Consider the following 20,931-nt stretch of genomic DNA (forward strand, 5'->3'; position numbering starts at 1 on the left):
AAAAAGTTGAATCAAAAATTAGCTGTAGCAGTTATGGTGGTAAATCAAGATCATCACGTGCTTCTAGTCAAGAACCATAGACGGGGATGGGAATTTCCAGGCGGTTTTGTTGAAGCAGGTGAATCAATAAAAGATGCGGGGATACGAGAAGTTAAAGAAGAATCTGGAATTGTTATTGAAGTGACCAACTTTCTAGGAGTAGAACAAGATGTTAAACGATCTACTACTGTTATTTTATTAAAGGGAAAAGCGATTAGCGGAAAAATTTCTGTCTCCAATGAAACGCAGGATGTGGGATATTTTACGTTAGAAGAAGCAAAAAATATAATTAAATTAGATAACTTTAAGGATCGAATGGCTAGATGTCTAAAAGAGACTGAAATACCATTTTTCTATGTTTTAAAAGACACGGGCTCCTTTTACGTATAGGCGGAAGGTTTCTGTGTTGTGCTAGAAATGAAGCCTGAACGCGATTAAATAAAAAACGCTCATCGTCATGCGTGACGATGAGCGTTTTTTTATCAGTAAAAGTATGGTTGTTTATTCAGCCGTGGCAATTTCTTCTTCTACATCATGGTCTTCTAAATTAGCACTTAAAAATTCACTTGTTTCCGATAAATTGAGATTTAATTTCGTTTTTTTGCAGATTTGAATTGTAACATCCTGAACGGAGACATCTAAAACATGCCCCCCTTCTTTTTTATATTCATCAATAAAGTGCAGGTGGTAGCCGGGAACACCGATGCCTGAAGAATATTCTGGCGTGTAAAAACCTGCTAGTGTTCCATTTACATCTGAAGATGTAAATGTAGGCTGATCAGCAGCCGCATCTACCATGGAAGGATAGGGCTTCTCTTGCTTTGCAACCGTGCGCGTTTTTACTTCTTTAAACTTCCCGTCAATGCGAACTGCATAGAATAAATTCGGGCTAGGAATAAGCTCGTTCATTAAGGTTTCTAGTTGTTCACGATTCATTTCCTTTTCTACACGATAAGAGATATCTTCATAAAAGGTTGTCATAATGGCAAAAGGTGTTTTTGCATCTTTACTAATAGGTGAGGCTTTACCATCAGCAATATGATAAAATTCTCCGTCAAAGGCAATCATTTCACCATCCAATTGATTAAAGGTACCAATGCCGAAATCCCCTTTCTTAGCTAAATCCTTGTATGTGACAACACCGTCAAATACTCCGTCTAATAAAGCGATCATAGTGGAAGTTTGGTGAATCGTTAATTTTTCTTTATTGCTCATTCTTTACTCAGTCCTTTCAGTTAATTTGATCTGGCAGTAGCTGTGTATTTAATTTTTCATTATCTTTATAATCTACAGGAACATCGATGATAACGGGGCCCTGTTCACGAAAAGCGCTTGCTAGAGTGTCCGAAAATTCTTCTGGTGAGTTAACTCTAAATCCTTTGGCACCAAAACTTTCAGCAAGCGTAACAAAGTCTACACTGCCAAACTCTACTGCAGATTTTCGGTCATATTTAATCTGCTGTTGAAAGCCAACCATATCGTAGGTTTGATCGTTCCAGATAATGTGAACAATTGGTAAGTTTAACCGAACGGCTGTCTCGAGCTCCATGGCTGAAAATAAAAACCCCCCGTCTCCAGACATGGACAGAACTTTTTTATGGGGGCGAACGAGTGCAGCTGAAATAGCCCAAGGCAAAGCAACACCTAGTGTCTGCATGCCGTTGCTGAATAGTAAATGCTGAGGTTCATAGGAACGAAAATAACGAGCCATCCATATGTAATGCGAACCAACGTCACATGTGATGGTAGTATCATCTTCAACAAAGTTCTGCAGAGCTTCAATTAATTGTAGGGGATGAAGGTGAGTGTCATTAGAAAACTCGTACTGATCGTCAGGTTGTTCAAGTTTGCTTTTTAGCGTTTTTAAAAAAGAAGCACTTTCTTTTGAACGTATTAAATGTGGGAGTTTATCCGCTAATATGTCAATTGTGCTTGGAATATCCCCTACTAACTCAATTTCCGGCTGATAATGGTGGTCAGCTTGTGCTTGTAAATCATCTAAATGAATAATGCTTCTTTGACTTTCTGAGTTCCAAAGAGAAGGAGGGTATTCAACTGGGTCATATCCGATTGTTAAGACGACGTCAGCATGCTTCAATAACACGTCTCCAGGCTGATTGCGAAAAAGACCTACTCGCCCAAAAAAGTGAGTTTCAAGCTCTCGTGAAACAGCTCCCGCACCTTGGAACGTTTCCACCACAGGAAGGTCATGTTCTGCTATAAGCTGACGGATTGATTCCACTGCTTTAGATTTACTTGCTCTCATACCTAAAAGTAAAACAGGTAGTTTTGCTGTGCGAATAGTGTGTATAGCTTGGGCAACAGCGTCTAAATTAGCAGCGCCAATCGTAGGAGCTTTTAAAACGGATAGAGTGGAAGCTGATGTTTCGTTATCCATTACATCCTGCGGCAAGCTGACAAAAGATGCTCCTGAAGGAGAAGAAACAGCTTCGCGAAAGGCGTCTGTTATCACTTCTGGAACGTTTGCAGCGTCTTCTACCTCAACGCTGAATTTGGCGATAGATTTAAATAGTCCTTCATTATCCATTGATTGATGCGTCTTTTTTAATCGATCTGCTCTTGGAACGGCTCCTGCTAGGGCTACCACTGGATCACCTTCAGAAGTAGCAGTGACAAGGCCAGTGGCTAAGTTAGCGGCACCTGGACCTGATGTGACAAGGCAAACGCCCGGCGTACCTGTCAGTCTTCCCATAGCAGCTGCCATAAACGCAGCATTTTGTTCATGGCGGCAAACAATTACTTCTGGTCCTTTTTCTTTCAAAACATCAAATACGCCATCAATTTTGGCTCCTGGAATGCCAAAAATATAAGGCACATTCTGACTTGCCAAACTTTCTACTAGTAAGTCGGCGCCTTTTTTTGTTTGGGTAGTATCAGCATTACTCATCATGCACTCTCTCCTTTATATTTCTTAGATAGGTTTTAAGGCCTACTGATTGGATACCCAATTTGTATGACAACTAACCTAAGGAAAGGAGAAGGTTTAATTTTCCAAATAAAAAACTTCCCTATTAATTAGGGAAGCAGAGATATACCTATTGCGAATAAAACATATCTGTTTTATTTGTAGTTTATGGTACTTGAGGGATAGCAAGTGAAAGTCCTACGCGGCTCTTATTTGGTACGGTTAAAAAGCTTTTGGTAACTAACAATTTTTTGATCTAGCTTTTGACTTAATTTTAAAATCTCACCGTGAGAATAGCTGCTTGTTTTTTTAGCTAATTGGTAAATATCTGATTGTAAGGCTCGAATTTCTTTTTCTAACTGAGGTTGCTTCATTGAAATCCTCTCCAAGTCAGAATACTTCTATCTTCTATGTTGTATCTTTTATCTAATAGTATGAAATTCCTTCATATTTGTAAAATGTTTTTTGTTTTGAAAAATATGACATAGGTGAAGAGCTGCTGACAAGCTTTGTCGAACACTTTTTTTACCTGTTTTCAACAAGTATGATATACTGAGGCTAGGAAAAATGACAATCTGGAGCGCACGTTCAGTTATTCTTAACAAGCGAATGAATTCTTAGCTTTGACAAGTTTAGCTTGTAAGGTGAAGAAATTCATCACATAATCTTATTAGATCTGAACCTTGTTAGCCCGGATGAGGATTTGTCGAAAACGATTCACTAGAAAAAACCTTCGAGACCGCCAACTCGGAGGTTTTTTTATTTTTGTGTATGGGAAGTGAAAAAAAGACATAGACTAATAAAGAAAAAGGTCCCGCACCCATAATTGGCCGTAGTTGATTACACCTTGTCCATTTCTGCAAGGAAGCTGTCTTTTTACTATAGGGAAGTGCCGCCAAACACCATTCCCTAAAGACAATCAGCACACGAGCCTTATGGATGAAGAACCTTTTAGACGATACTTATCGGTGATTACTTATTTTACTACTGGAAAAATAGCAAAATAAGAGCGACTATGGCTCCTAAAAGCTCTACGTAAGCCGTTAGGAGCTGAACATTCTCAGCATCTAGGAAAAATGACTTGAGGATTCGTCTCAGACTATCCACCACCTTTTTCTTCCTTGCGTGAATTCCCAAGGGAAAGAAAGGGGACGACAGTGCTTCTTTATTTTAACAAAAGTAGGAAATGATAAGTAGATTTATTTGAAGTGTAAATTAAAAAAGCATGTAGAATACATGCTTTTTTAATTTGGATAAATTTCTTTTATGCGTCCGACTTGTCCATCTGTTAAACGGACTTTGATGCCGTGTGGGTGAAAGCTTGAATTGGTCAGAATGTCTTTGACCGTTCCGTGTGTAAGTTTTCCAGAACGCTGATCTGCTTTTAAAACAATGTCGACTTCAATTCCAGGAGCTACGTCTTTTCTATTTTGTCCGTTCATTATACACCTGTTCTCTTTCGCTGATTATTCGTTTTTTTTGTTTGTTGACTCGTCAGCTTTTTGGTTGCTTGATTGGTGCTGCTATTTTGAGCTTTACTTGAAGATTGATTTTTCTTATTAGCAAGCTGCTGTTTGATAGCATCTTGAAGACTAATTTTCTTTTTAAGTTGTTCTGTCATATGGGTTCCTCCTGAATATATACATCATCTGAAAAAACAAAGAAAGTAAGGGAATGAAAAAGCTGACTAGATAGTCAGCTTTTTTTAATTAGAAACAGTGACTTCTTCTACAGGCTGCATAAGTACAGCTTCTTTATCAGGATACGTTTTTTCAATATGATGTTCTCCCCAAGAGCATAATGAATCAAGAATGCTTTTTAAAGACCATCCGTAATCTGTTAAAGAGTATTCTACTCGAGGCGGCATTTCATTGTACATTTTTCTAACAATGATGCCGTCTGCTTCAAGTTCGCGAAGCTGCTGCGTTAATACTTTTTGCGTAACGCGCGGCATAATTCTTTTTAATTCTCCAGGGCGCTTTGTCCCTTTAATTAAGTGGCAAAGAATAACGACTTTCCACTTGCCTCCAATGACTTCTAGTGCCGCTTCCACTGGAATATTATATTTTTTCACGTTAACAACTCTCCTTGTTCTAGAGATAACGGTCAAATGCATGTTTTCGCATTTTTTCTGATGTTTATCATATCACTATAGAGCAAAATTTTCTAGGTGTAAGCATTTTTTTAGAATACCCAATAGTTCATGACTTTAGTATTTACGCTTATTGTAACCTCCAGGTGCCTATATCACTTGAAAGTGCGTACTTTTTCTTTGGTTTTACATCGCTCATAATAACAATTGTTGATGGCGAGTTAGCGAATATATGAAAGGTACCTAAGCTAATCAGCCGTAAGAGAAGCTATTATGAAGAAGTTATCATAACGAACAGGAGGCGTTAAGAAGTGAACACACTTTCACAAACACAACAAAGTAAAAAAAGCGGTGCTTTGCCGCTATTAGCGCTAGCTATTAGCGCCTTTGGAATCGGGACTACAGAGTTTGTTCCAGTAGGTTTATTATCATCGCTTGCAGATGATTTAAATATTTCCATTACACTAGCAGGGTTATTAATTTCAGGATACGCAATGGGAGTTGCATTTGGAGCTCCCGTATTAACAGCTTTAACAAGTAAAATGAGCAGAAAATCACTGTTGATGCTATTGATGGTTATTTTTATCGTAGGAAACTCAGTAGCAGCTTTATCAACAAGCTTTGGGCTGCTGCTTATAGCACGAATTATTACTGCATTTTCACACGGAATTTTCTTTTCCATCGGTGCGACTATCGCTGCTGATTTGGTGCCGGAAGATAAGCGAGCAAGTGCCATTGCTTTAATGTTTACAGGTTTGACAGTTGCAACTGTTACAGGTGTTCCGCTTGGTACATTTATCGGACAAGCTTTCGGCTGGAGAGCAACATTTTGGGGAGTAGCGTTACTTGGGGTTATTGCCATTATTGCAAGTGCTCTTTTAGTGCCTAAAAACTTAAAGGAAGCGCCGCCAGCAAAGTTTAGTGATCAATTGAAAATTTTGAAAAACGGGCCGCTTTTACTATCGTTTGCTATTACCGCCTTAGGGTATGGCGGAACGTTTGTAGCTTATACGTATTTAGCACCTATTCTTGAAAAACTAACAGGATACGCACCAAGTGCGGTTAGTATCTTGCTACTGGTATACGGTGTAGCAGTAGCCATCGGAAATACGATCGGAGGAAAAGCTGCGAATAAAAACCCGTTAAAAGCATTATTTTGGATGTTTTTAATTCAAGCAGTTATCTTAGTTATTTTATCGTTTACTGCATCGTTTAAAGTAGCGGGAACAATTACGATTTTTGCCATGGGCTTATTGGCATTTATGAACGTACCTGGACTGCAAGTACTGGTTGTGAACTTAGCTGAAAAGTATGTTCCTTCAGCAGTGAACGTAGCCTCTGCGCTTAATATTGCTGCATTTAACGTTGGAATTGCTATTGGTTCTTTTGTAGGCGGCCTGATTGTTGATTCGATTGGTCTTGTTCATACTCCTTGGATTGGGGGAGTTATGGTTTTAGGAGCGGTCTTATTAACAGCATGGAGCCGCTCAATAGAAGCAAAAGCAAAATAAAACAAGAGATCATCGCCTTTTGCGATGATCTCTTAGCTATAAAAGGAGAGGAAGCAAATGACTACATTTCAACATCATAAGGCATATCGTCGTATATACAAGAAGAATGAGTTAACGTTAGGTTTGCATATGCCACTTGAAAATTATCAATATGCCACGCCTACGATGGAAAAACAAGTAGAGCTCACGCAGCTTGCAGAACAATATGGATTTACAAGCTTATGGTTCCGCGATGTCCTTCTTCAAGATCCATCATTTGGCGATCCAGCCACGGGTCAAATTTATGATATGCTTATTTATTTGACTTATCTGGCCAGTCAAACAAAAGAAATTGCTCTTAGTACAGCTGCTATTGTGTTGCCTTTGCGCCATCCGCTTCGCGTAGCTAAAGAAATGGCAACCATTGATCAGCTTTTTCCTGAGCGTTTGATTATGGGCGTATCTTCTGGAGACCGTCAAGCAGATTTTGGAGGGTTAGGTATTCCTCATGAAGAAAGAGGAAAGCGATTTGCAGAAGCTTTTCATTATTTAGAAGAAGCGTTAAATAAAGAATTTCCATCTATCCAGTCTGCTTTGGGATCCATTCAAGGAGCAAATGTCGTTCCTAAGCCAACGAAACGTATTCCAACGATGATCACGGGATACAGTCAGCAAAATATGGAGTGGTTTGCACAGTATGGAGACGGCTGGATGTATTATCCTCGTCACCCCCATTTTCAAGCAGAAGCTATTACACAATGGAGGAAACTGGTTGACATCTATCATCCAGGCGTTTTTAAACCTTTTACACAACCTATGCATCTAGATTTGGCAGAAGATCCAAATGAAATGCCAACGCCGATTCGTTTAGGATTTCGAGCAGGGCGCAATGCATTAGTTGAGCTTCTTTCTATTTATAAAGAAATAGGAGTTAATCACCTGTTTTTTGCTCTTTTTGATAGTAAGCGTCCGGCTGAGGAAGTCATACATGAGCTTGGTGAAGAAGTGCTTCCGCATTTTCCGTCTCATATGTAGCAAAAAGAGGCTGGGACAAAAGTAGTTTAGTTAAAGGGAAATCCGAACGATGAATCGAGATTCTTAATGGAGAATCTAACTCGTTCGGATTTTTTTATTGGTAGGATGAACGTAGCATTTATGTATGTAGTTGCTTCTAGCGGTTGATTGGAAGACAAGACGAAGACTCCTGGGGGGCTCACGGGCCGCCCGCGGAAAGCGAAGTCTTGCACGGAAGTCAACCGTGATGGAACAAGCAACCCATATGAGCTCCTTTATCCAATTAGTTCGTCTTTAGATTCCATTGATTTTGTTATGTCTCAATCTCTTTTTATATAGATTTCAAGTTATAGGATATATAAGAAATATGTATTAGAGTTATTGATCCTATGTTCTTTATAATAAAATTATCCATTATCTCCTTGGATGATATAAAGTCGAAAGGAGAAACACGATGAGTGTTGCATTTCTATTTCCAGGACAAGGCGCACAATACGCTGGTATGCTTCATGATATAAAAAATAAATGGGGATTAGCCCCTACGTTTGAAGAAGCAAGTGAGGTTTTAAATCAAGACGTATTATCATTAGATTCGTCAGAAAAATTAAAATGTAATAAAAATGTTCAGATATGTCTTTTTATTGCAGGAGTGGCTACGGTTAGGTCGTTTAAAAACAAAGGATGCTCGCCAGACGTGGTAGGAGGGCATTCTATAGGGGCGTTTGGAGCAGCAGTTGCATCTGAAGTGTTATCTTTTAAAGAAGCTCTTCTTCTTGTGAAAAAAAGAGGGGAACTGATGGAAAATGCTTATCCTGATGGTTATGGTATGGGGGTTGTGATGGGACTGCGTGAACATCAGATTCTCTCTATTGTACATGAACTATCAACTGATGCAGCTCCTGTGTACGTAGCGAATCTAAATTCTCCTGATCAAATAACGATTTCTGGCACCTTAAAAGCAATTGAGAAAGTTCTTGAAAAAGCATCTAAAAAAGGGGCTAGAAAAACTAAAATGCTTCATGTAACGGTGCCTTCTCACTGTCCTCTTATGGAAGGAGTTTCGAGTGAATTACGAAAAACCATAACGGAAGTGAAAGGAAAGGACCCGGCCGTTCCTTTTATAGGTAATTGTAAAGCTCGGAAATTATGGAAAGCTGCTGATATTAAGGAAGATTTGGCAGCGAGTGTTGCCCTGCCCGTCCGTTGGCATGATACGACGGAAGTTATGTATGAAATGGGCACAAGATTATATATTGAAATGGCTCCAGGAAGAGTGCTAACGGATTTGGCTGCTAAGAGTTTCCCTGAAGCAAGGGCTATTTCGGCAGCCGAATCTACGATGAAAACTTTGCTGATTTTAATGGAAAAAGAAAAAATGTAAGCGTATTAATTTAGAAGTGTCAGAAAGGAGATAGAACATGAGTGGCATAAAAAAAACTTCAAAATCATGGACAACTCGCCGAGATCAAAAAGCAGTTCGCCTTGCGAAAATAGACCATCTTCTTAAAGGAAAGTTATTGGGTAATGCACACATTATTGAAGCGTTAGAATTGCTTATATCACCCGGAGATAAAGTAGTGCTTGAAGGAGACAATCAAAAGCAAGCATCTTTTTTATCAAAGGCGCTGAATGAAGTAAGCGCTGATAAAATAAACGGCCTTCATATGATTATGTCTAGTATTTCACGTCCGGAACATCTCGACATATTTGAAAAAGGAATTGCTGAAAAAATTGATTTTTCGTACGCCGGTGCTCAAAGCCTTCGCGTGTCTCAAATGATTGAAGATGAGACGTTGAAAATGGGAGAAATTCATACATATCTAGAGCTTTACGGACGCCTTTTCATTGATTTAATTCCGAACATTGCCTTAGTGGCTGCTGACAAAGCGGATGCACAAGGTAATTTATATACAGGAGCAAATACGGAAGAAACACCAACCATTATCGAAGCAACCGCGTTTAAGGATGGAATTGTTATTGTGCAGGTAAATGAACTTGTTGAAGAACTTCCGCGAGTTGATATTCCGGCTTCTTGGATTGATTGTATCGTCGTGGCGGATCAGCCTTATCAATTGGAAGCTTTATTTACGCGAGATCCTCGTCATATTACAGAACTCCAAATTTTAATGGCTATGATGACGATTCGAGGTATCTATGAGCGCCACAGCGTACAATCATTAAATCATGGCATTGGCTTTAATACCGCTGCAATTGAGCTTTTGCTGCCTACTTATGGAGAAAAGTTAGGACTGAAAGGTAAAATATGCAAGCACTGGGCTCTGAATCCTCACCCCACGTTAATTCCGGCTATTGAAAGCGGATGGATTGAGAGCGTGCACTGCTTTGGCGGAGAAGTAGGAATGGAACAATACACAGCAGCGCGTCCAGATGTGTTTTTTACAGGACGCGACGGCAGCCTGCGCTCAAACCGTGCGATGTGTCAAGTGGCTGGTCAATATGCGGTAGATGCTTTTGTAGGATCAACTTTGCAAATAGATGGAGAAGGAAATTCTTCTACCGTCACATCTGGACGTTTGTCAGGGTTTGGCGGAGCGCCTAATATGGGGCATGACCCTAGAGGCCGCCGACATTCTACGCCTGCTTGGCTGGATATGATAAACGAGCAGCACGAACTAGCAAGAGGCAGAAAGCTAGTTGTTCAAATGGTTGAAACCTTTCAATCAGGAAATGAGCCTGTTTTTGTGGAGTCTTTGGATGCGATAAAGGTAGCAAAACAAGCAGGCTTAGCTACTGCTCCTGTCATGATTTACGGGGATGATGTGACGCATGTTGTGACGGAAGAAGGAATTGCTTATTTATATAAAGCACAAAGCTTGGACGAAAGAAAAGCAGCGCTTGAAGCAGTAGCAGGGGTAACACCTATAGGCCTGCGACATAACCAAAATAAAGTGGAAAAGATGCGCAGAGATGGCCTGGTGGCTTTTCCCGAAGATTTACAGATTCGCCGTACAGAAGCAAAGCGTTCATTATTGGCAGCAAGAAGTGTCGAAGATTTAGTAGAATGGTCGGATGGCTTGTATAATCCGCCTGCTAAATTTAGGAACTGGTAAGGAATATGCGTATTCAAAGTATTCAAGAAGAGCCAAGACCAGCTGTGTTTTACTCATGTCTAATAGCTAAAATGGCAGTTACCGCTCTGGTTGATGAAGCGGTGCTTACACCTAAGCCTGGGCTTGTGGATGCAGCAACAACTGGATCTCATCAAGATATGAATATTGAGACGCTGTTAACTTCTGCTTATGCTTTACAACCGACCTTTTTACAGATTGCATTATATAGTCAAGGAAAGCAGCCAAGTCAGATGCTAAGGGAAGAAATTGCTCGAATTGGACGCGAGGGCGAACAAATTATGTACGCGGCTACGGATGGTGTTAATACACACAAAGGAGCCATTTGGGCATTAGGCCTACTTGCGTCTGCAACAGCGGTTTGCGGCATTCAAGCATCACCTGCATCCATCACAGAAGCTGCAGGACAAATTGCTCGTTATGCAGATCGTTTTTGTCCTCTGCATTCATCTAATGGACTTCGTGTGAAAAAGCAGTATGGCGCAAAAGGAGCAACTGGAGAGGCGAAGCAAGGATTTCCTCACGTAATTCATATAGGCTTGCCTGCTTTACATAAAGCTCGCAAGCTAGGCATACATGAAACATCAGCAAGGATTGATACTTTAGTAACACTAATCGCCAACCTTGATGATACGTGTATTTTGCATCGTGCTGGTCCGGTTGTGTTAGAGGAGGTTAAAATGGCGGCATCCAATGTGTTAGAAGCTGGAGGGGTATCTACATCAATGGGAAAACAGCGGCTAGAAGCGTTAGATCATATACTTCTATCATCTAACGCTTCTCCAGGCGGAAGTGCAGATTTGCTGGCTGCTGTATTATTTTTAGATCGAATATCTCTTTTTAAAGAATCGTAAACGTCTGCAGGGAGGAGTGGCTAATGGAAACGTTAGTGTTTAAATATAAAGCCGATCGAAAGTTAACTCAGCGCGCACATGTAGGTGTTGTTGGTTCAGGGGATTTAGAAATTTTAATGGTTCCTTCTGATGAAGAACATGCTCACGTATCAGTACGAACAGGAAGTGAAGGGTTTAGCGAAACCTGGAAAGCCGTATTAGACCGGTTCTTTAGTGTTCATACCATTCAAGCGAAAATTGTAATTAATGATTTTGGTGCTACGCCTGGTGTAGTCGCCTTGCGTCTTGCACAAGCTTTGGAGGTGAGTGAAAATGGGAGTGAATAATCAAAGCTTTATTGAGTTAAATGGAAGAGAACGAGCGCAGGCAATCTTAGATCAAGGAACATTCTTTGAGCTGCTTGGGCCCTTTGACGGAATCGAATCGCCTCATTTACCTAAGCAAAATATTGTTCCTCAAAGCGATGATGGTGTCATTATAGCAGGTGGGCTGATAGCAGGAGAGCCAGCCGTTGTCATTTCAATAGAAGGAGGGTTTCAAGGGGGAGGCATTGGTGAAGTATCGGGAGCTAAAATTGCAGGAGCTTTAGAACTAGCCCTTAATAATCACAAAAAAGGTATTCCTGTTAGACCTGTTTTTCTATTCGATACAGGAGGGGTAAGGCTCCAAGAAGCGAATTATGGACTTTTGTCGATATCTGAAATTGGCTCAGCTGTGGTTGCTTTGCGTGAGCATACACCTGTTGTCGGAGTTATTTCAGGAAATGTAGGCTGCTTTGGAGGAATGTCCATCACTGCTTCACTCTTTAGTTATCTCATTATGACAAAAGAAGCAAGGTTTGGCCTTAACGGCCCTGAAGTGATCGAACAAGAAGCAGGGGTTGAAGAGTTTGATGCAAGAGACCGAAGCTTAATCTGGAAAACGATTGGCGGTATTCAACGCTATGAAACCGGGTTTGCAGATGCCTTAGCACAGGATGATGTCACTGCTATTCAACGAGCGGTTCAAGAAACGTTTCAGAAGAAAGAAAAAGTAACTAGTAAAACAGAACAAGTAGATTTTTACAGACATTTGCTTAGTAAGGTTGATCCTTCAGAAAAACTGGCTTCTGATCAGTTTCAAGAATTGTATAAAGCAACAAAAAATGAACCTATCCCTTCAACAGTCTCTTACTCGCTAAATGAAGTTCCAGGTAACATGCCCAACAGCCGCGGTCGCGTGTGGATCAACGCCTTAATAAATGATGAAGAAGCAGATTTTGAAATTCCTTCCGTTCTTTATAAAGACGCATTGCTAGGAAGAGAAAAGGTCCGATATATCTCCGTTGTACCTAATCCTTATAATCGTTTCTTACGTGCACGGAAAGGGGAAGTAGGACTAGATGAAGGCTGGGCAATTGCCAAGCACGTTCGTGAAGTAATAAAAGAAGATCGAAATCAATCTCCGCGCCCTATAATCGCCATTGTGGACGTACCGAGTCAAGCGTATGGCTATCATGAAGAACTTCTAGGTATTCACTATGCTTGCGGTGCTGCGGCTGATGCTTATGCAGCAGCGCGCTTAGCAGGTCATCCGATTATTACGTTAATTGTCGGAAAAGCAATTTCAGGAGCATTTCTGGCTCATGGATACCAATCAAATCGAATTGTGGCTTTAAAAGACGAAGGAGTGAATGTTCACGCCATGTCCAAACAGTCAGCAGCGCGCATTACTAAAAGAAGTATAAAAGAACTTGAAGAAGCTTCAAAGAAAGTCCCGTCCATGGCTTATGATATTGAATCATTTGCCTCACTTGGCGCTTTATATGAGCTGGTTAGCGGTATTCAAGCAGAGCAGCCCACAGATCGCGACGTTCAAACGATTCAAGATATTTTGACTGGAGCGGTAGAAAATGTACGCCGTGAAGGTTTGTACGATTTAAGCAGCCGGCTATACAGTGAGCAAGCAAGGAAGGAAGGGCGTAAAGCTTCTTTAGTAGTAAGAGGTGAGTTGGAAAGACAATGGAATATATAGCTCATGATTTGCTTCAGTTAAAAGAGGAAGCAAAGCTTATCAGTTATACACCTATCCCCGAGTGGGTGGAGCATTCTTTAGCGAAGGCTCCGTTTGTAGTTGTAAGGCGGGCTGTTCACCGAGATAGCCTGATACCTGTTGGAGTAAGAGGAGAAAGAAGAAATCAGCGTTTTGGAGCATTTGTATCTGAGCAGGCCGTTAAACAAAGAATTAGGCCGGAAGATCTCGTTTCTATTTTTCAAAACGGGCACTTTAGAAACATGCCAGCCATAGGTGCTTTAAAAGAAGTCGCTATTATTTTAAAAGATTTTGCGTGGGGACCAACCGGCAGTGTGGGATTCGAATTTGCAAGTGGTGCCGAAGTTATTACAACAACTAGTGATTTGGATATACTTATTAGCCTTTCTTCTTATTTGTCGGTGGAACAAGCGCAACTGATAGTTAATCAGTTAAAAGAGTGTCCAGTTTCTGTAGATGTACAGGTAGAAACAGAAAAAGGAGCATTTTCTCTGGTGGAATATGCAAGGGGAGAAAAGACGCTGCTTCTGCGTACTGTATATGGACCTTCCTTAGTAAAACTGAATCAATTAGTATAAAAGACGGAAGAGGTATTTGCACCTTTTCCGTCTTTTCTGTCAATACCAGCTTTTTTCCTTGCTTAACAAGCGCTTTGCTTCAAAAAAGAATATTTGAATAAATTTTTTGGTGTTAATGCGAATCGGCAAAATTTTAGAATCTCCCTGTAATTCTTTCATTTTTTTACGAACAGCTGTAAAGTCAAAAAACTTAGAAGCATAATTTTCAAATTTTGGATTTGAAAAGTCTGTTAATCCAATAGAAGCAAAGTGATTTAGTGAGTGAGTAACTGCTCGTCTTATTCGCTGTTCACAGGCTTTGGTTTCGCGATTAATTTCAATGGAAGACGCGTGAGCTCCTAATTTTTTCTCAGCCACATTCACAAAAATATTTTTTAGAGAAGGGAAATGTTTTTCCACACTTTCTCTTTGGTCATAAGTGTACAGAAACTGTAAAATATCCAGTAAATCTTTTGCACCATTTTCTCCTACAATACCTAACTCGGCTAATAAGAATTTACCTACATCGTATAGATGGGCTTGTTTCGTTACCGGCTGACTTGAAGGGAGGGGGTGATGAGCTGTCGCTAAACTATTCAAGGAGGTTTTAATATCATCGATTGATTTCTCAAGGGAGATTCGTTCCATTACTTTTCGAATAACCGTTAAAATTTCAATTCGGTTAATTGGTTTTGTAATATAGTATTCAATTCCTAATGAGTAGGCCTCTCCTATCAATTCTTTGGACTCTACCTGTGAAATCATAATCATTTTTCCTTTAAATGAATCTTTTAAATGACGGATCGTTTCGATTCCGTCCCGTCCTGGCATAAGTAAATCGATAAATAAAATATCAATTTGTTTTAAATTTAACGTAGAGGCATCTAAAAAGCTTCCGTCGACGACTTCTTCTACAACTTCTCCTAAATCCTCATCTTCAATCAGCTGACTGAGCGTTGAACGAATAGCTGAATCGTCATCTGTAATACAAAATCGCATAAACTCATCCTTTCTGAATTAGATTACGAAGGGGGATTTGAATGATAAACGTCATTCCGCTGTCTTCTTGTGTAGCTTTAATCGTACCTTCAAGTTCTTGAACAATATCTTTTACATAAGAAAGACCAATGCCAGTAGAGGGGTTTCCAAATTGATCGTACTTTGAGGTGAAACCAGGCTCAAAGATAGCTTTTTCGTACTTTAAAGGTACTCCAGGACCGTTGTCTTGTACATGAAATTCTACATGTTCAGCTTGTCTATGTACCGATAAAACAATCCTTCCTTCATCTTTAATCGCTTCCACTGCGTTGGCTACCAAGTTATTAATTATCGATAAAATGGTGTAAACGTGGTAGCTGAAATGTTCCCCGTTTACAGAAGAAAAAAAGGTAATTTGTTTGTGAAGAGAATCGGCATATTTTTTGTTGATGCGTACGATCAGCTCGATTAATTCCTCTGCTTTCATATAATTTTGGAAACTTTCATTTGAAATTGTTTTAGATAAGCCCGCAAAAATACGCTGGTTATCTTTTTTTACTTCGTGAATATCTCCGGCAATCCGAAGCGCTTTTTTACTGAGCGTTTGGTTTAGCACAGAATGATCTTTTTCCTGCTGATTTAATACGCGGTATAAATCGTACGAAGCTTTTGTAATCGCTTCTGTATTATGAAGGGTCTTTTTTAAATGAACCGTTTCTTCATAAAGGCTTGTAATGAGCATTAGCATGTGCTCATTTTGTTTGCGAATTTGACGTTCTCGTGACTGTGATTCATAAATCGTCATCATATTAAAAAAGCTAAGTACAATGAAGCTGTGAGCAAAAGCAATAACCGCCATGTCAGATAATGAATCGACATGGATTGTTGTGTGCAAAACTATATACTGCGCAGTTAGTTCCACTATATCAGCAGCAATTTCAATGATGAGTCCAATCAATCCAATTACAATAGCACTATAGTTCATGCGGCTTACCTTAAAAACAAAAAATAAAAGTGCATACGTAAAGTAGAAGAAAAACGTAGGGTAATGCGTATGTGCAGAAGCCGCAAATTGAAAATGATCGAGCATGATATAATCGAGCATGATGCGAAAGAGAACGACGCTTAAAGCGGTTAACAAGCCCCCGGCTAAAACGGTTTTCCGTTTTAAAAGCAACAGGAAAAAGAAAAATGTAGGAGCTCCAAATGTAATTCGAAATGTTTCATTTAACGGATAAAATTTTAACTCTCCCGCCAGGGGGACAGTAATGAGCATGAGCAATAAAATGTACGGATCTTTTCGAATGAAAGATTTAAAATTCAGATAATTTCACCTCCTGAAGTGATTCGTGAATTAGTATACATTGTGACAGCGTCCAGCACAATGGAGAAGAGTGCCAAAGATAAAAATATAATTCCAAAAAGTTTTGTAGGTTTTTGTATGCTCTCGTAGGTTGCATTGTACATTAAAAACGAAAATGAAATCTCGCTTTATGAAAGCGCTTTAAAATAAAAAGTTAATTAAGTGATGAGGTGATTTTAATGAAAAGAGAAATTGAACAGGAAATGTCTTACTTACAGGTCACTGCAAAAGAGCAGTTACATGAGTGGGTAGAGCAAATAAAAGAATTTTCTTCAGAAGGAAAAACGGCTGATTACATTCCAGCTCTGAAAGATATGGACTCGTCTCAATTAGGTATTTGTTTGATTGGTGCTGACGGTACTGTTATCCAGTCTGGAGATTATGAATCGGTATTTACTCTTCAAAGTATCTCTAAAGTTATTAGCTTTATAGCAGCTTGCTTATGCTGCGGCATTCCTTATGTGCTAGAGAGAGTGGATGTAGAGCCAACTGGAGATGCATTTAATTCTATTATAAGACTGGAAATGCATAAACCAGGAAAGCCGTTCAATCCTATGATTAACGCCGGTGCTTTAACGGTTTCATCTCTTTTATCTGGGGAGACGGCAAAAGAAAAATTAAGCTATTTGTTTGATGTGATAACAATGCTTACTGGGAAAACACCACTCATTAATGAAACGGTCTTTGAATCAGAATGGCAAACGTCTCATCGAAATCGTGCGCTTGCCTACTATTTAAAAGAAACGAACTACTTACAAGGAGAAGTAGAAGAGGTTCTAGAGGTTTACTTAAAGCAGTGCTCAATTGAAGTAACGACTGAAGATATTGCACTGATTGGATTAATTCTGTCATTAGACGGATATCATCCAGTGTTTCACAAACAAGTAATTCCAAAAGAAGTAGCTAAATTAACAAAAGCGCTCATGCTTACATGCGGTATGTATAATGCTTCAGGAAAGTTTGCGGCATTTGTTGGTATGCCAGCTAAAAGCGGTGTATCGGGAGGAATCATGTCATTGGTGCCGCCTAATACGAAAAAGCAGTCTCCATTTCCAGACGGATGCGGTATTGGAATATACAGTCCAGCTATTGATGAGTACGGGAATAGCGTAAAAGGCGTTACGCTGCTAAAAAAAATCGCAAAAGAATGGGATTTGAGTATTTTTTAGTCTATTTACGTACTCTTCATTCGCTTCAATAATATAAACACCAAGAGAAAAAACTTTCATGTTTTGCATTTGTTCTACCAAATTTTTTAATGAGGTGATAGGCATGCAACAAGCAGTTGAAAGTGTGATTAGCGTCATCAATGATTTTTTTTGGTCGAATTTATTAATTATTTTACTTGTATCAATTGGTATTTATTTTACGATTCGCTCTCGTTTTTTGCAGTTTCGCATGTTGAAAGAAATGGTACTTGTTTTGAAAGAAGGACGAGCGGCTAAAGGTGGAGGAGTCTCCCCGTTTCAAGCTTTTTGCATAAGCATGGCAGCTCGAGTAGGAACGGGAAATATTACAGGGATAGCGATTGCTATTGCACTTGGTGGCCCGGGTGCTGTATTTTGGATGTGGATTATTGCCATTATCGGTTCAGTATCAAGTTTTGTAGAAAGTACACTCGCTCAAATTTATAAAGTAAAAGGATCAAACGGGTTTCGAGGAGGGCCCGCTTATTATATGGAAAAAGGGTTAAATAAAAGGTGGATGGGCGGGCTATTTGCTGTACTCATTACACTATCATTTGGCCTGGTGTTTAACGCTGTGCAGTCTAATACGATTACGCTAGCATTTGAGAACTCTTTTGGAACGAGCCGCTTGTTGATTGGGATTATTATGACAGTTATATTTGCGATAATTATTTTTGGCGGAATCAAACGCATCGCCAAGATATCGGAATACATCGTGGTCGTATTAGCCGTTTTATACATTGGAATGGCTCTGTTCATTATCTTTAAAAATATTGATCAAATGCCTGAGGTTCTATCTCTAATTGTGAAAAATGCATTTGGGTTTGAACAGGCGCTTGGGGGATCAATTGGTGCAACGTTAATCAACGGAGTAAAGCGCGGACTGTTTTCCAATGAAGCAGGAATGGGAAGTGCTCCCAACGCCGCGGCAACTGCAGTGACGAGTCATCCAGTTAAACAAGGTCTTATCCAAGCATTTGGTGTCTTGACGGATACACTCGTGATTTGTACAAGCACAGCATTTATCGTTCTCTTATCCCCCGCCTATAAGCAGGGACTAAGCGGCATTGAATTAACGCAGGCTTCTCTTAGTACCCATATCGGCTCTTGGGCATCAGGGTTTTTAGCTATTATGGTATTTCTATTTGCTTTTAGTACGTTAATTGGGAATTATTATTATGGAGAAACGAATATTGAATTTTTAAATTCAAATAAGGTGTGGCTTTGGTCTTATCGTGTAGGTGTTTTAGCGATGGTTATTTTTGGATCGGTCGCTCAGCTTCAGCTTGTATGGAATTTGGCAGACTTATTTATGGGGATGATGGTAGTCGTGAACTTGATTGCTATTTTTCTATTATCGAAAGTGGCATTTTCTGCCTTGCATGACTATACTCAGCAGAAAAAGGAAGGGAAAAACCCAGTCTTTTATAGAGATGCGCTAGAAAACAATCAAAATATTGAATGTTGGGAAAGAGAATCTACTCCATCCTCTTCTGAAAAAGAGAATATTATCTAAAAAAAGTTCAGCCAATTGGCTGAACTTTTTTTATGCGTTTTTCTTTAATTCAGATTGGACAGTGTCTTTAGAAAATAATGTTTCTTTCACACCGTTAGTTGCTGCTTTCGTTTTTACCGCAAAAATTGGATTTAAAATAACAACTACGAGTAAGTTAGATAACAATCCCCAAAACCCTTCATAAAGACCAAATGAATTTCCTGTGGCATGAACGGTAAACGTTACAACCAGCCCTACTACTAATCCAGCAATCGTACTTTCTTTCGATTGATTTCTCCAAAACAGGCTGATAACGATAGCCGGGAAGATTTGTACCATACCGGATACCCCTAGTAACTGTAGGGAAACAAGTGCTTGAGGGAATAATAAACCAAATAAAAGTGCCAGTCCAATAACAACGAAAACCATAGAACGAGTAACCATTGTTAATGTTTTACCCTGTACATTTGGATTAATTAAATCTCTAAATATATTATTTGCAAATAAGTTAGACGCTCCGATAGCCATGATAGAGCATGGAATTAATGAAGCAAGAGCAATCGTTGCATAAGCTAACCCTTGGCCAATGCCGCCATATGAATATTGAATTAAGGTTAATAATGCTAATCTAGGATCCGTCGTATCTTGAGGTAATACTTGATAAGCAATAAATCCTAAGAAGATGACTAGAATTAAAACGATATTGTAAAGCGGTAAGAAAATAGCATTTTTACGAAGCGAATCTGCACTTTTAGCAGTGAAAACACCTGTAGCAGCGTGGGCCCACATGAATAAAGCTAAAGCAGATACGAGTGATGCTGTAATAAACCATGGAATGCCTTTAGGTCCTTGTGTTGGGATCGTTAATAGCTGAGGTGCATCCTTTGCAACATTGTCGATCATGTTGCCCCAGCTTCCAAAATGCATAATTGGCAGAGAAACAACCATAAATAACATAATCGCCCATACTAAAATATCTTTAATAATTGCCGTATATGTGGGACCTTTAATTCCGCTGAAAAAGGTATAAAGAGCCACAAGAAAGAATGAAAGAATAACGACAGCTTTTACGTTAATGTAGCCAGTTCCTGCAACGCGAAGAGTATCTTGAATACCGCTAAGCTGAAGATCAATATATGGAATGAGCATCAATACACCTACTATGGCAATTAAAGAGGAGAGAAATTTACTGTTAAAACGTTCTCTGGCATAATCAGCAAGCGTAGTAAGTTTGTGCTTTTTAGCAACAGTCCAAAGCTTTGGAAGAAAAAAGTATGAAATTAAAAAGGCTAAAACAGAGTAAGGAATGGCAAAAAATGCGATGCTTCCTCCCTGATAAGCTGTACTCGTAAGACCTAGGAATGTATAAGCAGTATATAAATCTGCTCCTACTAAAAGCCAGACGAGCAGGCTTCCAAAACGTCTTCCACCTACAGCCCACTCTTCAACTGAGCTTCTAGATGATTTGTCACGTCCCGCTATAAAGCCAATTGCGATAACGACAAGAACAATTGCTGATGTGATTAAAAGTGCGGTTAAATTTCCTTGCATTATTCAATGTCCCCCCAAGATTTTTGTAAACGATAAATAATAAATGTACACACAGGCGTTAAGAAGACCCATAAAAATAACCATAAATGCAAAAGAGGTAATCCAAAAATAATTGGATGAATGTTATTTACAAAAGGTAAAAAAGCGAATTGAGCAATAAATGGAATGATGAATAAAATAAAAATTATGAATTTTCTGTTCAATTTTACTCCTCCTACTAAAAATTTATCTAACAATGTTCACTATGATAGCAAGTCTGACATGG

General features: G+C 39.4%; 21 protein-coding genes. 11 read left to right on the top strand and 10 right to left on the bottom strand.

The features are described 5' to 3' along the window. Positions 1–6: 6 nt before the first annotated feature. The gene (locus tag MKY06_RS04045; RefSeq protein ID WP_013055495.1) at positions 7–429 is read left to right on the top strand and encodes an NUDIX hydrolase; all 423 of its coding nucleotides are present in this window, start codon (positions 7–9) and stop codon (positions 427–429) included. Between the two features lie 111 nt (positions 430–540). On the opposite strand, the gene budA is transcribed toward MKY06_RS04045, so the two are convergent. From budA to MKY06_RS04075, 6 genes are all read right to left on the bottom strand, one after another. Further along, positions 541–1,254 (bottom strand): acetolactate decarboxylase, encoded by a 714-nt coding sequence (budA, locus tag MKY06_RS04050; RefSeq protein ID WP_029324807.1) that lies wholly within the window; start codon positions 1,252–1,254, stop codon positions 541–543. Between the two features lie 16 nt (positions 1,255–1,270). Further along, complete coding sequence (alsS, locus tag MKY06_RS04055; RefSeq protein WP_098278242.1) at positions 1,271–2,950, bottom strand: acetolactate synthase AlsS; 1,680 nt, start codon at positions 2,948–2,950, stop codon at positions 1,271–1,273. A gap of 224 nt (positions 2,951–3,174) precedes the next feature. Further along, complete coding sequence (locus MKY06_RS04060; protein WP_078081481.1) at positions 3,175–3,339, bottom strand: aspartyl-phosphate phosphatase Spo0E family protein; 165 nt, start codon at positions 3,337–3,339, stop codon at positions 3,175–3,177. Between the two features lie 870 nt (positions 3,340–4,209). After that, entirely contained in the window at positions 4,210–4,407 is a 198-nt protein-coding gene (locus MKY06_RS04065; protein ID WP_013055498.1) for a YwbE family protein, read from the bottom strand. Next, positions 4,407–4,586: a hypothetical protein gene (locus tag MKY06_RS04070; protein ID WP_013055499.1), complete on the bottom strand. Its 180-nt coding sequence runs from the start codon at positions 4,584–4,586 to the stop codon at positions 4,407–4,409. The genes MKY06_RS04065 and MKY06_RS04070 overlap by 1 nt, the downstream gene beginning before the upstream one ends. 84 nt (positions 4,587–4,670) lie before the next feature. Then, complete coding sequence (locus MKY06_RS04075; RefSeq protein ID WP_013055500.1) at positions 4,671–5,039, bottom strand: winged helix-turn-helix transcriptional regulator; 369 nt, start codon at positions 5,037–5,039, stop codon at positions 4,671–4,673. 329 nt (positions 5,040–5,368) lie between these two features. Here MKY06_RS04075 and MKY06_RS04080 point away from each other — a divergent pair, with 329 nt between their 5' ends. From MKY06_RS04080 to MKY06_RS04115, 8 genes are all read left to right on the top strand, one after another. Beyond that, entirely contained in the window at positions 5,369–6,568 is a 1,200-nt protein-coding gene (locus MKY06_RS04080) for an MFS transporter (protein WP_014461498.1), read from the top strand. Between the two features lie 57 nt (positions 6,569–6,625). Next, the gene (locus tag MKY06_RS04085; protein ID WP_289911463.1) at positions 6,626–7,582 is read left to right on the top strand and encodes an LLM class oxidoreductase; all 957 of its coding nucleotides are present in this window, start codon (positions 6,626–6,628) and stop codon (positions 7,580–7,582) included. A 433-nt stretch (positions 7,583–8,015) separates the two neighbouring features. Continuing rightward, complete coding sequence (gene mdcH, locus MKY06_RS04090; RefSeq protein WP_098321942.1) at positions 8,016–8,942, top strand: malonate decarboxylase subunit epsilon; 927 nt, start codon at positions 8,016–8,018, stop codon at positions 8,940–8,942. A 37-nt stretch (positions 8,943–8,979) separates the two neighbouring features. Further along, positions 8,980–10,632, top strand: a complete 1,653-nt coding sequence (gene mdcA, locus MKY06_RS04095; protein WP_064471322.1) for a malonate decarboxylase subunit alpha — start codon at positions 8,980–8,982, stop codon at positions 10,630–10,632. Positions 10,633–10,637: 5 nt separating this feature from the next. Further along, entirely contained in the window at positions 10,638–11,504 is an 867-nt protein-coding gene (locus MKY06_RS04100) for a triphosphoribosyl-dephospho-CoA synthase (protein ID WP_029324813.1), read from the top strand. Positions 11,505–11,527: 23 nt separating this feature from the next. After that, the gene (locus tag MKY06_RS04105) at positions 11,528–11,830 is read left to right on the top strand and encodes a malonate decarboxylase subunit delta (RefSeq protein ID WP_013055506.1); all 303 of its coding nucleotides are present in this window, start codon (positions 11,528–11,530) and stop codon (positions 11,828–11,830) included. Next, positions 11,817–13,517, top strand: a complete 1,701-nt coding sequence (mdcD, locus tag MKY06_RS04110) for a biotin-independent malonate decarboxylase subunit beta (protein WP_289911473.1) — start codon at positions 11,817–11,819, stop codon at positions 13,515–13,517. The genes MKY06_RS04105 and mdcD overlap by 14 nt, the downstream gene beginning before the upstream one ends. Next, positions 13,505–14,113 carry a malonate decarboxylase holo-ACP synthase gene (locus MKY06_RS04115; protein ID WP_098287299.1) on the top strand — a complete coding sequence of 203 codons (609 nt, stop codon included), beginning with the start codon at positions 13,505–13,507 and terminating at the stop codon, positions 14,111–14,113. Before mdcD ends, MKY06_RS04115 begins: the two co-directional genes overlap by 13 nt. A 39-nt stretch (positions 14,114–14,152) precedes the next feature. On the opposite strand, the gene MKY06_RS04120 is transcribed toward MKY06_RS04115, so the two are convergent. Both MKY06_RS04120 and MKY06_RS04125 read right to left on the bottom strand, forming a co-directional pair. Continuing rightward, positions 14,153–15,091 (bottom strand): response regulator, encoded by a 939-nt coding sequence (locus tag MKY06_RS04120; protein WP_013055509.1) that lies wholly within the window; start codon positions 15,089–15,091, stop codon positions 14,153–14,155. 4 nt (positions 15,092–15,095) lie between these two features. Beyond that, on the bottom strand, positions 15,096–16,346 hold the full coding sequence (locus MKY06_RS04125) for an ATP-binding protein (protein WP_013055510.1): 1,251 nt from the start codon (positions 16,344–16,346) through the stop codon (positions 15,096–15,098). Positions 16,347–16,612: 266 nt separating this feature from the next. On the opposite strand from MKY06_RS04125, the gene MKY06_RS04130 reads away from it, so the two are divergent. Beyond that, entirely contained in the window at positions 16,613–17,602 is a 990-nt protein-coding gene (locus MKY06_RS04130; RefSeq protein WP_035439364.1) for a glutaminase, read from the top strand. Between the two features lie 103 nt (positions 17,603–17,705). Continuing rightward, a complete protein-coding gene (locus MKY06_RS04135; RefSeq protein ID WP_078081485.1) occupies positions 17,706–19,136 on the top strand; it encodes an alanine/glycine:cation symporter family protein in 1,431 nt (476 codons plus the stop codon). A gap of 30 nt (positions 19,137–19,166) precedes the next feature. On the opposite strand, the gene MKY06_RS04140 is transcribed toward MKY06_RS04135, so the two are convergent. Continuing rightward, positions 19,167–20,666, bottom strand: a complete 1,500-nt coding sequence (locus tag MKY06_RS04140; protein WP_013055513.1) for a sodium:solute symporter family protein — start codon at positions 20,664–20,666, stop codon at positions 19,167–19,169. Next, on the bottom strand, positions 20,666–20,869 hold the full coding sequence (locus MKY06_RS04145; protein WP_013055514.1) for a DUF3311 domain-containing protein: 204 nt from the start codon (positions 20,867–20,869) through the stop codon (positions 20,666–20,668). Before MKY06_RS04145 ends, MKY06_RS04140 begins: the two co-directional genes overlap by 1 nt. Positions 20,870–20,931 lie beyond the last annotated feature (62 nt).

Source organism: Priestia sp. FSL P4-0332, assembly GCF_038005845.1.
GTDB lineage: Bacteria > Bacillota > Bacilli > Bacillales > Bacillaceae_H > Priestia.